A 14,480-nucleotide genomic window follows, 5' to 3' on the forward strand; every position below is an offset into this window, starting at 1 on the left:
GTTTCCTCCGAGGGGGCGCCGGGCGCCCTCACCTCGGCGAGGACGGGACGGCGGTTCAGCGGGACGGGACCGGTGACAGGACCGGTGGCCGGTGAACGGCCGTCCACGGAGGCCCGCGTACGCCGGGGAGCGTGACGCGGGAACGGTCGGTGGCACGAGAGGGCGCGGCGGGGGCCGGGCGGTGGGCGCGGCGCGGCGTGTGGATGCCGGGCGCGCCGGGCAGCAGGACGAGGTCCGGGCCGGGCGGCGGGAGGTGGTGCGCCGTGCGAGCCTGGTCGCTGCCGGCCCGGGGCAGGGGACGGGGTGCGGGCGGCGGCTGGGACCGGTGGTGGTCGGTGGCCGTGACGGTGCGGCTGCGCCGGGAGTCGTGGAAGGCGCCGGCGCGGGCGGTCCGGTCGGTGTGCTGGGTGGGCTGATGGGCGCCGGGTGTGTACGCGGCGGAGGGCGGTACCCCGGCGGACGGCCGGGCGGGGAGTACGTAACCGGCGGCTGCGGGGGTGCCGCCGACGACGGTGAGGACGGCGAGCAGAAGGGCGGCGAGGAGCAGCCGGGCCGACCGCGCGGTGCCGGGGTGTGCCGGGGCGCCCGGCCGTGCCCTCGGGGACACCTTCCCCGGGGGCGGCCCCGGGAGGGGGGTCACCCGGTTTCGCCGGTCGGGGCCGGTGCCGTGCCGGCCCGGCGGAGTACGGAGCTGAGGACCAGGCCGGCGCCGCGTACGACCGCGGTCGCCGGGTCGTCGGCGGGACGGACCGGGACGCCGAGGCGGAGCGCGATCCCGTCGGTGATGTCGGGGCGGGCGGCACCGCCCCCGGTCAGCAACGGGCCCTTGCGCAGGGCGCCGAGGACGGCGCCGTGCCGGTCCTGCTTCCACATCTGCGTGATCATGTCCAGCACGGTGCGGGCGACGGCGGCAGGCGGCCGGGCCGGGTCGAGGTCGTCGAGCCCGGTCTCGGCCTGGCGGGCGTCGCGGACCTGCCCGTCGACGAGCACGGTCACCTCGGTCAGTCCGGCGCCGATGTCGACGACGAGCAGCGGCCCGCCGGTCCGTGGTCCGGCGCATGCGGCGGCGGCCCTCGCGCTGTCGAGGGCGATGACGGTCGTCGGCCCCAGACCGGCGATCAGTTCCGCCGCCGCGGCACGGTGCCGGGCCCCGGCGAGGACGGGGTGGCTGACCACGATCACGGTGCCGGTGCGGTCCGTACCCAGTGCCGTGTCGGCGATACGGCCGAGCAGCCGGCCGCAGGACTCGGGGTCGACGATGCGCCCCCGCCGGACCGGGCGGCCGGGCCCCGACTCCGTACCGGAGTCGTCGTGGACGTCGCTGTCGGCCAGGACGCCGTGTCCGGGCACCCAGACGCGGGTGCGGGAGCTGCCGAGATCGAGGGCGAGGCCACGGGTGACACCGCGGTGGCCCCGGCGGGAGGACGGGCCGAGTCGTCGTCCGTCGTGCAGAGAACGCATCGCCCCTCCCCCGCCCTGCTACCGCAGCCACGCAAACCACCCATGGACCCGCTGATAGCGAGGCATGGCCGAGCCCTCACTATGCAATAGGGAGGCAAAGAAAGCCACTCCCGGGCAAAATCCAAGGGCCGGGGGCTGTCGTGTGTCACACCTCCGACGGCAGGAAGACGGCAACCAGTTCGGCGAACTCGTCCGGTGCGGCGATCCGGACGCCGAGATCCTCGGCCTTGGTGCGCTTGGATCCGGCCTTCTCCCCGGCCACCAGGAGCGAGGTGCGCTTGGAGACGCTGGACGAGGACTTCCCGCCGGCCCGCTCGATCAGCTCGTTCATCTCGTTGCGGGAGAGCTTCTCCAGTGCGCCGGTCATGGCTCCGGTGACGACCACGGTCATCCCCTCCAGCGGCAGACCGTCCCCCTCCCCGTCCCCGTCGGCAACAGCGCCTTCCGTGCTCTCCTCCCCCGGCTCGGGCGGCGGCGTCGCGCCGGGCTCCGTCATGTTCACCCCGGCGGCCACCAGCTTCTCGATCAGCGGGGCCAGCTCCACCAGCTCCGCGACGACACCCGCGGCCTTCTCCTTGCCGATGCCGTCGACCTGCTGGAGCTCCTCCGCGTCGGCCGCCCTGATCCGGTCCATGTCCGCGAAGTACCGTGCGATGCGCCGGGACATGGAGCGCCCGGTGCCGCGTACGCCGAGCGCGCAGAAGACCCGGGAGAGCGGCTGGGTCCGGGCCGCATCGATGGCGGCCAGGAGGTTGTCGGTGCTGGTCTCGCCCATCCGTTCCAGGCCCAGCAGTTGTTCGCGGCCGAGGGTGAACAGGTCGGCGAAGTCGGCGACCAGGCCCGCGTCGACGAGCTGGACGACCCGGGTCGCGCCGAGGCCCTCGATGTCGAGCTGGTCGCGGCCCGCCGCGTACGAGACGGAGGCGACGAGCCGGCAGCCGCGGCCCCGGACGCAGCGCCAGCGCTGCTCGCTGGTGTCTATCTCGGAGCCGCACTGCGGGCAGGCCCCGGGGAAGTCGATGGGCTTCTCGTCACCGGTGCGCAGATGGGCGACGGGGGCCTCGATCCGGGGGATGATGTCGCCCGCCTTGTAGACCATCACCCGGTCGCCCAGGCGCAGATCGCGGCGGGTTATGTCGGCGGGGTTGTGCAGCGTGGCGTAGCTGACGGTCGAGCCGTCGATCTCGACCGGCTCCAGCACGGCGCGCGGTGCGATGATGCCGGTCCGGCCCACGTTCCATTCGACGGCCAGGAGCCGGGTGACCTTCTCGACGGCCGGGAGCTTGTACGCGATGGCCCAGCGCGGCGCCCTGGTCCCGGATCCGGCCTCGCGCCGGTCGGCCGCGAGGTCGGCCTTGATCACGATGCCGTCGATGCCGAACGGCAACGAGGCGCGCAGGGCGGCGACTTCCTCGACCCGGCTCTGCACCTCCTCGACGGTGGTGACGGTGCGCGGCGCGACGTCCGTGTCCGCCGCGGTGTGCACGCCGAGCCGGGCGACGTAGGAGAGGACCTCGCTGTGCGGGAGTCCGGCGAGTCGGTCGGCCAGCTCGCCGGAGTCGGGCAGCGGCAGGGCACCGTAGGCGAAGAACGTCATCTCCACCGTGTAGGCGCGGTCCTTGGCACGGAGGGTGCCCGCCGCGCCGTTCCTCGGGTTGGCGAAGGGGGCGCCGCCGTGTTCGGTGCGTACGGCGTTGGCCTGCTCGAACTGCTCGGTGGTCATGAGGATCTCGCCGCGCATCTCGATCGTCACCGGCTCGGCGAGCTGCTCGGGCAGGCCCACCACGGTGCCGATCGCGTGCGAGACGTCCTCGCCCGCGGTGCCGTCGCCCCGGGTGATCAGCTGCTCCAGGCGGCCCGCCCGGTAGCGCGCCGCGACGGCGAGCCCGTCGAGCTTCGGCTCCACGCTCCAGGCCACGACGGGGCGGCCTATCCGGCGCTCCAGCGACGCCGTCCAGGTGACGAACTGTTCGGCCGAGAAGACGTTGTCCAGGGACAGCATCGGAACGGTGTGCGGCACGTCCCCGGTCGCGGCGCCGCCCGCCACCTTGCCGGTCGGGGAGGCGTCCAGCGTCTCCTCGGGGTGCTCGTGTTCGTATGCGGCGATCCCCCGCACCAGCCGGTCGTAGGCGTCGTCGTCGAGCGTGCTCTCGCCCGTGGCGTAGTACGCGGCGGCGGCCCGCGACGCCTCTTCGACTGCGGCGGCGTAGGCGGCGGTGTCGGCGAGCACATCAGCTGAGTTCGTCATGGCCCCCATCCTGCCGCCCACCACTGACAACGGCCCTCAGCCGGCTGCCCGGACCGTTCCGTCCGGCTCGTCGGTGCCGCCCGCCGCGCCCGGTGGCGGCAGCGGAATCTGCGGGCCCGAGCACTCCCGCAGCCAGCGCCGCAGCACGCCGTGCACCTGTTCGGCGCCGACCAGCTCCGTGTCCGGGGCCACCGGCGCGGACAGCTCGGACGGCCACAGCAGGAACGGCCGGGACTGCTCGCCGCCGAGGCCGCCGTGCGAGCCGATCTGTTCCTCGAAGGCGTGCACGCAGCCCGTGGCGCCGTCGTACATCGAGTTGACCATGATGTCGGCGACGTGCGGGAAGGTGTCAGTCCGCCGCACCGCCGCGGCCGCCCCGGGGCCGAACGGGGCCAGCGGCCCCTCCCCGTCCACCAGCTCCGACACCGGGATCTCCGCGCCGCCGCGGCCCAGCACCACCGATCCGCGTCCCTCGCTGCGGACCAGCAGAAAGCCGATGCCGGGGTGGTTGGCGAGGGTGCCGAGCAGGGCGGGGTGACTGCGGTCGAGCTGTTCGCGCGAGGCGCGCCCCGCGATGTCGGGGAAGGAGATCAGGCCGAGGTTCCCGGACGCGAGGACCACCGGGTCGGACGGGGTCGCGAGAGGTTCCGCCGCGCCCTCGCCGACCGGCCGGTGCAGGGCGATCCGTACCGCGTCACGCGCCTCCGAGCCGCTGGGGGTGCGCTGCGCCCGTCGGGACACCGGCAGCCCGCAGCCGGCCCGCACCAGATCCTTGAGGGTCAGCCCGTACGCCCCCGCGAAGGTCTCCCCCGGGCTCTGCCCGTGGTCGGAGAGCAGCACGATCCGGTAGGTGCGCGGGGTGTGCTCGGCGACCTTGACGATCAGGGCGAGCGAGCGGTCCAGACGGGCGAGCACCTTCTCCGCGTCGCGGCTGTTGGGTCCGGAGTGGTGCGCCACCTCGTCATAGGCGACCAGGTCGGCGTAGACGGCGGTCCGGCCGGCGAACATGTCCCCGATGACGGCGGAGACCACCACATCGCGTTCGACGACGGTCGCGAAGGCCCGGATGAAGGGGTACAGCCCGCCGCGCTTGATCCGGGGCGTGACCTTCCGCATCCGCGCCCGGGTCGACTGGCCGATCTCGCGACAGACCTCGGCGACGAACGAGAGGGCGGTGCGCACGGCGTTGGCCGGGTCGGAGAAGTACGCGAAGTACCCGGCCCTGGAGCGGCGGCCCTTGCCGAACCGGGCCGCCATGGACAGGACGAGCGCCAGCTGGTCGGCGCCGCCGCTGAAGAGGTTGCCGCGGCTGGCCCCGTCCAGGGTGAGCAGCCCAGGGTCGTTGGTGCGTGCGATGGCCCTGCGCTGGAGTTCGAGGGCGCTGGCGGGTCTGCTGGAGACCATGACGTCGCCGGTCTCCTTCTCGTACCAGCGGAAGGCGGGGACGTCGTGGTTGCTGCCGTGCAGGATGCCGAGCTGGCTGGCCCCGGTCTGGCTGGACCAGTCGGTGCGCCACGGGGTGAGCCGGTGCCCCTCCTTGTCGGCCAGCCACTGTGCGACGGTCGGCATCAGCCCTTCGTCGGCGGCGCGGGCGAGCGCGTCGTGGCCGACGCCGTCGAGCTGGAGGAAGACGGTGCCCGGCGGTCCGCTGCGTCCGCTGTCCGTGCCGGTGCGGCGCCGGCGGCGGACGGCCAGCCGGGAGAGCCTGCGCCGGTAGGCGTTGTCGTCACGGACGGCGAGCGCGGTGGAGGTCGCCGAGGCGACGGCGGACATCACGGCAGCGACGACGACGGCCGTCTCCGGGTTGGCGGCGCCGCGCCCGTCCGGGATGAGCCGCAGGGCGAGCAGCAGCAGCGAGCCGTTCAGGAAGAACACGAGCAGCCCGAGAACCAGTGCGGGCACGATGAGCAGCGCCCTCACCAGGAGCGGCCAGACCAGTGCGGAGAGCAGACCGAACGCGCCGGCGCCCCAGGCGGCGGTGAACGCGGTCTTGGTTATGCTGTCGCCGTCGTCCGACTGGAGCTGGAAGTCCGGCAGGATCCCGGCGAGCGCCAGCATCGTGAGCGTCGAGACCGCCCACACCACGACCACTCGCATCAGGGCGCTGCCGGCTGCTCGCCATCGCCCGTCATTCACGCCTTTTCCACCTCACGTCCGGCCCCCGCCGTTCCGGGCCTCGGCCCCCCAGCTTTTCACAGCGGGGCCGCGGACCACCGGGGCCGGACGGTCAGCAGCCGTCGTAGCCGGCGGTCGGCATGGAGAGTCTGCGGTGCACGCTCGCCTTGGCACGGGCGTTGTACGGCGGCTCGTCCAGCCCGGCCAGCTCCAGGCGCACACCGCGCCGCTCGCACTCCGCGGCGAACTCCGGCACCGAGGTGAGGGCCCGTGCCAGCACCCGGTCGTTGGCGGCGACGAAGAGTTCGACGTCGCCGCTCTCGACGTCGGTCCACAGGGCGTGGTGGTCGGGGCGCAGTCCGTAGAGCCGCAGCTGCCGGGTGACGACGTAGCCCTTGTCCGCGGCCCAGCGGGCGCACATGTCCTGCTGGCTGCGGGTGTCCACGAGGAACGGGTCGTTGTCGAGCTCTTCCAGCGGTGTGAGGCTGGCGATGGCCGCCACCCGTACGTCCGTCACGTCCACCATGGCCGTTCCCCCGGTGCTAGGCGTATCGGCGACCCTACCCTCCGCCCTCCCGCGCAAAAAGGCGCGCGCCGGGACGGGAGGGAGCGGGAGGAGTGCGGGGCGCGGGCCCGGACCATCTGCGCGCCCCCAACCCTTAGGCTCGATGCCGGGGACAGGATTCGAGGAGTCCGGGAACGAGGAGGGATCGCGTGCCGGTGGAAGTCACCTGGTGGGGTCATGCCACCTGCACGATCGAGGACTCCGGGGTCCGGGTGCTGACCGATCCGCTCTTCGTGCGACGCATGGCACATCTGCGGCGCCGCCGCGGTGAGCTGCCCGGCCCCGAGGCCGCGGTCGCGGATGTCGTGCTCGTCTCGCATCTGCACTCCGACCATCTGCATCTGCCGTCCCTGGCCAGACTCGCCCCCGGCAGCAGGCTGATCGTGCCGGTGGGCGCGGTGCGCGCGGTGCCGGGGCTGCGGGTGCTGCGCTCGATGCGCGGGCTGCGGATCACCGAGGTCGCCGCGGGCGACGAGGTCCGGGTCGGCGAGGTGCGGGTGCGGGCGGTTCCGGCGCTGCACGACGGCAGGCGGCTGCCGATGGGTCCGCATCGCTCCCCCGCGCTCGGCTTCGTGGTCGAGGGCGAGGCGCGGACGTACTTCGCCGGGGACACCGGGCTCTTCGACACGATGGCCGAGGCCGTCGGTCCGGTGGATGTGGCGCTGCTGCCGGTCGGCGGCTGGGGTCCGCATCTTGGCCACGGTCATCTGGACGCGGGCCGGGCGGCGCAGGCGCTGGCCCGGCTGGCACCGCGGTCGGCCGTGCCGGTGCACTACGGCACATACTGGCCGATCGGCATGGACGCGGTCAGGCCGCACGAATTCCATTCGCCGGGTGACGAGTTCGTCCGCAAGGCGGCGCTGCTGGCGCCGGAGGTGTCCGTGCACCGGCTGTCCCACGGTGAACATGTGCGGCCGGAGGCCGCCAGGTGATCCATCAGGTCGTGGGGCAGTTGCCCCCGGAGTCGACGCAGCAGGCGGTCGGCTATCCGTCGCTGTTCCTGCTGGTGGCACTGGGGGCGCTGGTGCCGGTGGTGCCGACGGGTGCGCTGGTGAGTTCGGCCGCGGTGGTGGCGCTGCATCAGTCGTCGCCGTTCTCGCTGCTGATCGTCTTCGCGGTGGCCTCGGCCGCGGCGTTCCTCGGTGACGTCTGCCTGTACTGGCTCGGTCAGCGCGGGGTGCGGTCGAGGAACGGTTCCAGGTGGCTGCGGGCGATCCGGGACCGGGCGGCTCCTGAGCGGCTGGCGCAGGCGCAGCGGAAGCTGGACGAGCACGGTGCGATGGTGCTGGTGCTGTCCAGGCTGGTGCCCGCCGGGCGGATTCCGGTGATGCTGGCGTGCCTGCTGGGCCGGATGCCGCTGCGGCGGTTCGCCCGTGGCGATGTGCCGGCGTGTCTGGCGTGGGCGGCGACGTACCAGCTGATCGGGATACTGGGCGGTTCGCTCTTCCCCGAGCCGTGGCAGGGGGTGGTCGCCGCGGTGGGTCTGACGCTGCTGGTCAGCGGGGCTCCCGCGGTGTGGCGCAGGACGCGGGCGCGGTTCAGCCACTGATCGGGCGGGGTGCCGGTTCCAGCACCCGCGAGGCGCCGATCGGCAGGTCCCAGAGCCGGTCGCGGGGGTGTCCGGCCCGTTGCCAGGCGGTACGCAGCCGGGTCAGCGGTTCGAGTACGGGTTCCGCGGAGAGCAGGAAGGTGGCCCAGTGCATCGGCGCCATCGCACGGGCGCCGAGGTCCTCGTACGCCTGCACCGCCTCCTCGGGATCGGTGTGTACGTCGCCGAGCCACCAGCGCGGTTCGTACGCGCCGATCGGCAGGAGGGTCAGGTCGATCCCGGGGTACCGGCTGCCGATCTCGCCGAACCAGTGCCCGTAGCCGGTGTCCCCGGCGAAGTGGATGCGCTGCGCCTCGGGGCCGGGGGCCGTGATGATCCAGCCGCCCCACAGGGAGCGGCAGGTGTCGGTGAGGGTCCGCTTGGACCAGTGATGGGCCGGTACGAAGTCGAAGCGGACGCCGTCGATCTCGGCCGATTCCCACCAGTCGAGTTCGGTGACGCAGGTGAAGCGGCGACGGCGGCACCAGCGGCCGAGTCCGGCGGGGACGAGGAGCGGGGTGTCCCGGGGCAGTCTGCGCAGGGTGGGGGCGTCGAGGTGGTCGTAGTGGTTGTGGCTGATGACGACGGCGTCCACGGGCGGCAGGTCCTGCCAGCGGACGCCGACCGGAGTGATCCTGGCCGGGGTTCCGAGGATGCGCCGGGACCAGACGGGGTCGGCGAGGACGGTCAGTCCGCCGGTGCGGATGATCCAGCTGGCGTGCCCGGCCCAGGTGACGGCCGTGGCGCCCTCGGGGGTGTCGGGCAGGGGTTCGGGGGCGTACGGGAGCCGGTGGATGCCACGCAGTCCTTCCGCGTTGGGCCGCAGGGCGTGCTCACGGGCCAGTCGGGACATGCCCATGACACCCGGGAGGGGTGCGGTGAGCCGGTCCGCGAAGCTCTTGGGCCAGGTCCGGATCTCGCCGAGCGGACGCGGTGCGACGATCCGGACCTGGGGGCCGTGGTGCGGTAGCGGCTGTGCGGTCCCGGTGCGGGAGCGCTCGGTCTGTTCCGTCATCGAGAGACTCCCGTCTCGCAGTTCCTCATCGGAGTTCGTCGAGGGCCGTTGCGAAAATGCTCAGGGCCTCGGCCACATGCGGCAATTCCAGGGGCGCCACAGCGGTGAGGGACTCCAGTTGCTGTTCCGGGGTCGACCCGAGCAGCGTCCCGGTGCCCAGCCGTACCCGCAGCGCCCCCAGTTCGTCGCCGAACCGGTGTCCGCCCGGCGTCGGCGCGCCGAGACGCTCTGTCAGGTACTCCTCCAGTTCCAGCGAGTCCGTGACGCCGCGGCCGGCCAGCCGGGATCTGAGCGGGCCCAGATCGGCGTAGAGGTGCCGGCCCGCCTGCGGGGGCCGGGCCAGCGCGCCCGCCGCCAGGACCGCGCGGTGGGCCGCGGCGGCGATCCTCGCCTGGAGCGCGGCGGCCCGGCGCACCCGGTCCGTCACGGCCCCGGGCTCGCGCAGCGCGTGGGCGGCGGCCATGGCCACCGGCCCCGCGACGAGCGCGCCGAGCGCGGTGAGGATGTCGAGCGTACGGGCGTGGCGCACCGCCGCCCGTTCGGTGTCCGGGAACCGGGCGACCGCGACCGGCCAGGCGGACGGGGCCAGCGCTCCGGCGAGATCGCAGACGACCGTGACGTCGTCCGGGCACATCTCGGCCGGGCTGAGCAGGACCGTTTCGTGCGGCCGGTGCAGGGTGTCGCGCCAGGTCTCGTCGCTCACGACGTGCAGCCCCTCGGCGATCGCCGCCTCGCACGCCTCGCGGACCAGCTCCGGCGGGGCGACGGTGGCGGTCGGGTCGTCGACGACGGAGACCATCAGCAGCCGGGGCCGGCCGCCCTCGGCACGCACCCTGCGCACGGTCTCCAGCAGCGCATACGGGTCGGGCACGCCACCGCACTCGGCCGGGGTCGGCACATGGTAGGCGGGCCTGCCGAGCAGCCGGGCCTGCGGGATCCAGGTGGCGGGGCAGGGGCGCGGCATGAGTACGTCGCCGCCGTGCGCGGCGATCAGCGCGAGCAGCAGCGGCGAGGCGCCAGGGGCCGCGGCGATGCGCTCCGGGCTGCCGGGCAGTCCGCGCCGCTCCCAGTAGGCGGCCGCGGCCGTGCGCAGGGCCTCGCCGCCGCCGGTCGGTTCGGGCTCGCTGCGGCCCGCCGCCGCGGCGAGCACCTCGGCCAGTTCGGGCAGCACCGGCAGCCCCGGATCGGGGGCGGGCGGCCCGTACCGGACGGGGCCGCGGTCCTCGCGTACGGAGCGCGCGCCGCCCCCGGCCCGTCCGGGCCGCTCGGTCCGCTGCCGCGCCATCCGGGCCTCCTTCGCCGCCGCCCCGTCACCCTGTCGCGCCGTCTCGCACTCAGGGCCCTTTATACGAGGGTTCGGCCGACCGCGCCCGCCGACGAAGCGGCGGGCGTCGATGACACGGGATCAGCCGGCGAAGGGTGTACCGGGCATTCCGCGCCCCGCGCCGGGCAGCACCAGCAGTGAACCGGACAGCGGGTGCGGGGCGGTGAGCCCGGTGCGGGCGGTGGAAATGTACAGGTCGTCGAGGTCCCGGCCGCCGAAGGCGCAGGCGGTCGGGCGACGGACCGGCACCGCGACGATCCGGTCCAGGGCGCCGTCGGGCGTGTACCGGCGCACCGCGGCGCCGTCCCACAGGGCGACCCAGACGGCCCCTTCGGCGTCGACCGTCAGCCCGTCGGGGAATCCCGCGCCCTCCTCGACGATGGCGAACGGGCGCCGGTCCACTGCGTGTTCCCCGTCGAATTCGAAGACGTCGATCCGGCGCGTCGGTGTGTCGATGAAGTACATCAGCCGGCCGTCCGGGCTCCAGCCGATGCCGTTGCCGCACGTCACGACGGGCAGCACCGCGGTCACCCGGCCGTCGGCGGCGACGCGGGTGAGGCTGCCGCCGTCGGCGGCTCCGTCGTAGCGCATGCTGCCCGCCCACAGCGCCCCGTCGGGCGCGACCGCCGCGTCGTTGCCGCGCCGGCCCGGCACCGGGTCGTGAACCAGCCAGTGGAAGGTGCCGCCGGCGTCGTACAGGCCGATGCCGTCGCGAAGATTGACCACGAGTCCGCCGCCGGCGCGCGGTTTGGCGGCCCCGACGTGCTGTTCGGTCGCCATCACCGTACGGCGGCCGCTCACCGGGTCGTAGGTGTGCACTCGCGCGGAGACGATGTCGACCCAGATCAGCCGGCCGGTGGCCGCGTCCCACGTCGGCCCCTCGCCGAGTTCGGCCTGCTCATGTACGGCCACGTCCACGTGCGGTGCGTTCACTTCTGCCTCTCACGCCGGAATATCGAACACACACTAGAACACGCGGTGCCGCGTGACATCCGGCGCTTGCCGCGTCCTGGCTGCGGTGGAGGCCGGGGGCGGCGTGCGCAGACGGTCAGCTCAGCGGTGGCGCCGTGTTCTGCACCGAGGCGACCGGTGCGGTCATGTCGAGCAGGAGCAGGGCGCCGTGGTCGGGGCTGCCGGGCTCGGCGGTGCAGGCGCCGATGCGTTGGCCGGGGGTGCCTTCCACGTGCAGGGACCGGGACGTGGGGGTGAGCGTGCCGACCCGCGGGTGCTGGAAGGTCTTGTCGGCGGGCTTGCGTCCGGTCACTTCGCAGCGCTCCCGGAGACCCGCGAAGTCGGGGCTCTTGAGGAGGAGTTCGCCGACGAGCTGGGTGAGGTCGGGGGCGTCGGGAGCGGTGCCGGCGATGGCGCGCAGGCGGGCGACGCAGGCGGTGATCCGACGGTCCCAGTCGTGAGCAGCTCGCGGGCGGCCGGTGCAGGAACAGATGGCTCGCGAGGACCTGTCCGTCACCACCGAACCGTGGGTCCGGGACGCCCCCGACGAGGACAACACCAAGCGCGCGCTCGTCGCATCGCTGGAGAAGCTGGGCCCGGACCACCTCGACCTGTACCTGATACACCAACCAGCCCTTCGGCGATGTCCACGGCCAGTGGCGTGCCATGGAAGCCCTCGACCGGGAGCGCCTCGCGAAGGCGACCGGTGTCGCCGACCTCTGCCCCGGCCGGCTCCTTGACCTGATCGACAACAACGAGGTCACCCCGCAGGTCAACCAGATCGAGACCCACCCCTTCTTCCGGCACGCCGACTACCAGGACCTCATGCGGGAGCACGGCGTGCAGATCCAGTCCTGGGGCGGCTTCGCCGAGGGCAGGAACGACCTGTTCACCAACCCGCTGCCGGCCGAGATCGGCGAAGGGTGCAGTCGGCCCGAGCGGCCGGCCGCACCGCTCAGTCGTACCGGGCCTGCCTCCACGGACCGGCGACAGGTGGTGGTGGGCACACCGGGGTCACACCCCCACGTAACCTTTCTCCCGTGTCGGACTCCCGCCTGTACCGCGTCGCCGTGCTCGTGCTCGAAGGCGCGAAACCGCTCGATGTCGGCATTCCCGCGCAGGTCTTCTCGACGCGCGCGAGCATGCCGTACGAGGTGCGGGTGTGCGGGGCGGCGCCCGGTCTCGTGACCGGCGGCGACGGCCTGTCGTACCACGTCGCCCATGGCCTCGACGCACTCGCGTGGGCCGACATCGTCTTCGTCCCCGGCTACCGGTTCCCGGACCGCGACGACCCGCCGCGCTCCGTGCTCGACGCGCTGATCTGCGCCCACGCCCGGGGCGCGCGGCTCGCCGCCATCTCGACGGGTGCCTTCGCGCTCGCCGCCACGGGACTGCTCGACGGCAGGCGCGCCACGACGCACTGGCACTACACACGGGCGCTGATGGCACGGCACCCGCTCGTTCAGGTCGACGAGAACGTCCTGTTCGTCGACGAGGGCAGCGTGCTGACGTCGGCCGGCGCCGCCTCGGGCATCGATCTGTGCCTGCACATCCTGCGCAGCGACCTCGGAGTGGCAGCCTCGAACCACGCGGCCCGGCGCCTCGTCGCGGCCCCCTACCGCAGCGGCGGTCAGGCGCAGTACGTGCCACGCAGCGTGCCCGAGCCACTCGGCGAGCGGTTCGCCGCCACCCGCGAGTGGGCACTCCACCGACTGGGCGAGCCCCTCACCCTGGAAGCGCTCGCCCGGCACGCGGCGGTGTCGCCGCGCACGTTCTCACGGCGCTTCGTCGAGGACACGGGATACACGCCGGTGCAGTGGGTCATGCGCGCCCGCGTCGACCTGGCCCGCGAACTGCTCGAACGTTCGGAGCGGAGCGTCGAGCAGATCGCCACCGACGTCGGTCTGGGCACCGGTGCCAATCTGCGGTTGCACTTCCAGCGGATCCTCGGCACGACGCCGAGCGAGTACCGGCGCACCTTCACCCGGGGCGAGTAGCCCGCCGCCCGGTGGCGAGATCCTTTTGAACCGTGGCGATCCTGCCGCTGTCAGAGGCGGACGCGGCGCGCGAGATTGGTGGCGAACCGAAGGGACACCACCAATGACTCGCATTGCCATCAACGGATTCGGCCGCATCGGACGCAGCGTGTTCCGCGCACTGCTCGAACGCGACAGCGCCCTTGAGATCGTCGCCGTCAACGACCTCACGGAGCCCGGATCCCTCGCGCGGCTGCTCGCCTACGACACGACGGCCGGCCGGCTCGGCCGCCCGGTGTCCGTCGACGGGAACGCCCTCGTCGTGGACGGCCGTCGCATCACGGTGCTCGCGGAGCGCGAACCGGCGCAGCTTCCGTGGGCCGGGCTCGGCGTGGACATCGTGCTTGAGGCGACCGGCCGCTTCACGTCGGCCGGGGCCGCCCGCGGCCACCTGGACGCGGGCGCGAAGAAGGTGCTCGTCAGTGCTCCGTCGGACGGCGCCGACGTCACGCTCGCGTTCGGGGTCAACACGGATGCGTACGCCCCGGACGCGCACACCATCGTCTCGAACGCCTCGTGCACGACCAATGCGCTGGCGCCGCTGGCCTCGGTGCTCGACGACCTCGCCGGCATCGAGCACGGCTTCATGACGACGGTGCACGCCTACACGCAGGAGCAGAACCTCCACGACGGTCCGCACCGTGACGCCCGCCGTGCCCGGGCCGCCGCCGTCAACATCGTGCCGACCACGACGGGCGCCGCCAAGGCCATCGGCCACGTGCTGCCGAACCTCGACGGCAAGCTGTCCGGCGACTCGATCCGCGTGCCGGTCCCGGTGGGCTCGATCGTCGAACTCAACACCACCGTCAGCCGCGACGTGACGCGCGACGAGGTGCTGGCCGCCTACCGTGCCGCGGCGGAGGGGCCGCTCGCAGGCGTGCTCGAATATTCGGACGACCCGCTCGTGTCGTCCGACATCACGGGCAATCCGGCTTCGTCGATCTTCGACTCGGCCCTCACCCGTGTCGACGGGCGCCACATCAAGGTGGTCGCCTGGTACGACAACGAGTGGGGCTTCTCGAACCGCGTGATCGATACGCTCGAACTGCTCGCCACACGCTGACCGGGCGCCGGCCCGGTACCCCGCCCCGGCAACCGGCGACCGTGCCTCCCGGCACCTCCTGCGGCGCTCCGGTCGGCAGCCGGGCCGACCGGAGCGCCCGGCCGGACCCGGGCC

The 14,480-nt window shown here is 73.6% G+C and carries 13 protein-coding genes and 1 pseudogene; 5 read left to right on the forward strand and 9 right to left on the reverse strand.

What is annotated here, in order from left to right:
* Positions 1 to 55: 55 nt before the first annotated feature.
* The 5 genes from ACFVH0_RS03080 to ACFVH0_RS03100 all read right to left on the reverse strand — a co-directional run bounded on the left by ACFVH0_RS03080 (position 56) and on the right by ACFVH0_RS03100 (position 6,341).
* Positions 56 to 607 carry a hypothetical protein gene (locus tag ACFVH0_RS03080; RefSeq protein ID WP_385817713.1) on the reverse strand — a complete coding sequence of 184 codons (552 nt, stop codon included), beginning with the start codon at positions 605 to 607 and terminating at the stop codon, positions 56 to 58.
* Positions 608 to 636: 29 nt separating this feature from the next.
* Positions 637 to 1,461, reverse strand: a complete 825-nt coding sequence (locus tag ACFVH0_RS03085; protein ID WP_385817714.1) for a rod shape-determining protein — start codon at positions 1,459 to 1,461, stop codon at positions 637 to 639.
* Between the two features lie 145 nt (positions 1,462 to 1,606).
* On the reverse strand, positions 1,607 to 3,718 hold the full coding sequence (gene ligA / locus ACFVH0_RS03090; RefSeq protein WP_385817715.1) for an NAD-dependent DNA ligase LigA: 2,112 nt from the start codon (positions 3,716 to 3,718) through the stop codon (positions 1,607 to 1,609).
* A gap of 27 nt (positions 3,719 to 3,745) precedes the next feature.
* Entirely contained in the window at positions 3,746 to 5,845 is a 2,100-nt protein-coding gene (locus tag ACFVH0_RS03095; RefSeq protein WP_385817716.1) for a phage holin family protein, read from the reverse strand.
* Between the two features lie 91 nt (positions 5,846 to 5,936).
* The gene (locus tag ACFVH0_RS03100; RefSeq protein WP_385817798.1) at positions 5,937 to 6,341 is read right to left on the reverse strand and encodes a hypothetical protein; all 405 of its coding nucleotides are present in this window, start codon (positions 6,339 to 6,341) and stop codon (positions 5,937 to 5,939) included.
* A 197-nt stretch (positions 6,342 to 6,538) separates the two neighbouring features.
* Between ACFVH0_RS03100 and ACFVH0_RS03105 the strand changes: the two genes are divergently transcribed.
* Both ACFVH0_RS03105 and ACFVH0_RS03110 read left to right on the forward strand, forming a co-directional pair.
* Positions 6,539 to 7,321 (forward strand): MBL fold metallo-hydrolase, encoded by a 783-nt coding sequence (locus ACFVH0_RS03105; RefSeq protein ID WP_385817717.1) that lies wholly within the window; start codon positions 6,539 to 6,541, stop codon positions 7,319 to 7,321.
* A complete protein-coding gene (locus tag ACFVH0_RS03110; protein WP_385817718.1) occupies positions 7,318 to 7,938 on the forward strand; it encodes a DedA family protein in 621 nt (206 codons plus the stop codon). The genes ACFVH0_RS03105 and ACFVH0_RS03110 overlap by 4 nt, the downstream gene beginning before the upstream one ends.
* Here ACFVH0_RS03110 and ACFVH0_RS03115 read toward each other — a convergent pair.
* From ACFVH0_RS03115 to ACFVH0_RS03130, 4 genes are all read right to left on the reverse strand, one after another.
* Entirely contained in the window at positions 7,928 to 8,992 is a 1,065-nt protein-coding gene (locus tag ACFVH0_RS03115; RefSeq protein WP_385817719.1) for an MBL fold metallo-hydrolase, read from the reverse strand. The two genes, ACFVH0_RS03110 and ACFVH0_RS03115, sit on opposite strands and share 11 nt — an antisense overlap.
* Before the next feature lie 25 nt (positions 8,993 to 9,017).
* Positions 9,018 to 10,277 (reverse strand): aminotransferase class I/II-fold pyridoxal phosphate-dependent enzyme, encoded by a 1,260-nt coding sequence (locus tag ACFVH0_RS03120; RefSeq protein WP_385817720.1) that lies wholly within the window; start codon positions 10,275 to 10,277, stop codon positions 9,018 to 9,020.
* 120 nt (positions 10,278 to 10,397) lie between these two features.
* Complete coding sequence (locus ACFVH0_RS03125; protein WP_385817721.1) at positions 10,398 to 11,249, reverse strand: SMP-30/gluconolactonase/LRE family protein; 852 nt, start codon at positions 11,247 to 11,249, stop codon at positions 10,398 to 10,400.
* Positions 11,250 to 11,364: 115 nt separating this feature from the next.
* Positions 11,365 to 11,826 carry a hypothetical protein gene (locus ACFVH0_RS03130; RefSeq protein ID WP_385817722.1) on the reverse strand — a complete coding sequence of 154 codons (462 nt, stop codon included), beginning with the start codon at positions 11,824 to 11,826 and terminating at the stop codon, positions 11,365 to 11,367.
* On the opposite strand from ACFVH0_RS03130, the pseudogene ACFVH0_RS03135 reads away from it, so the two are divergent.
* The 3 genes and pseudogenes from ACFVH0_RS03135 to gap all read left to right on the forward strand — a co-directional run.
* Positions 11,765 to 12,188, forward strand: a pseudogene (locus tag ACFVH0_RS03135) (aldo/keto reductase); the annotation flags it as partial. The gene ACFVH0_RS03130 and the pseudogene ACFVH0_RS03135 overlap by 62 nt on opposite strands.
* 119 nt (positions 12,189 to 12,307) lie before the next feature.
* Positions 12,308 to 13,264 (forward strand): GlxA family transcriptional regulator, encoded by a 957-nt coding sequence (locus ACFVH0_RS03140; protein WP_385817723.1) that lies wholly within the window; start codon positions 12,308 to 12,310, stop codon positions 13,262 to 13,264.
* Between the two features lie 103 nt (positions 13,265 to 13,367).
* The gene (gap, locus tag ACFVH0_RS03145; protein WP_385817724.1) at positions 13,368 to 14,366 is read left to right on the forward strand and encodes a type I glyceraldehyde-3-phosphate dehydrogenase; all 999 of its coding nucleotides are present in this window, start codon (positions 13,368 to 13,370) and stop codon (positions 14,364 to 14,366) included.
* Positions 14,367 to 14,480: the final 114 nt, after the last annotated feature.

Source organism: Streptomyces sp. NPDC127117 (assembly GCF_042677325.1).
GTDB lineage: Bacteria > Actinomycetota > Actinomycetes > Streptomycetales > Streptomycetaceae > Streptomyces.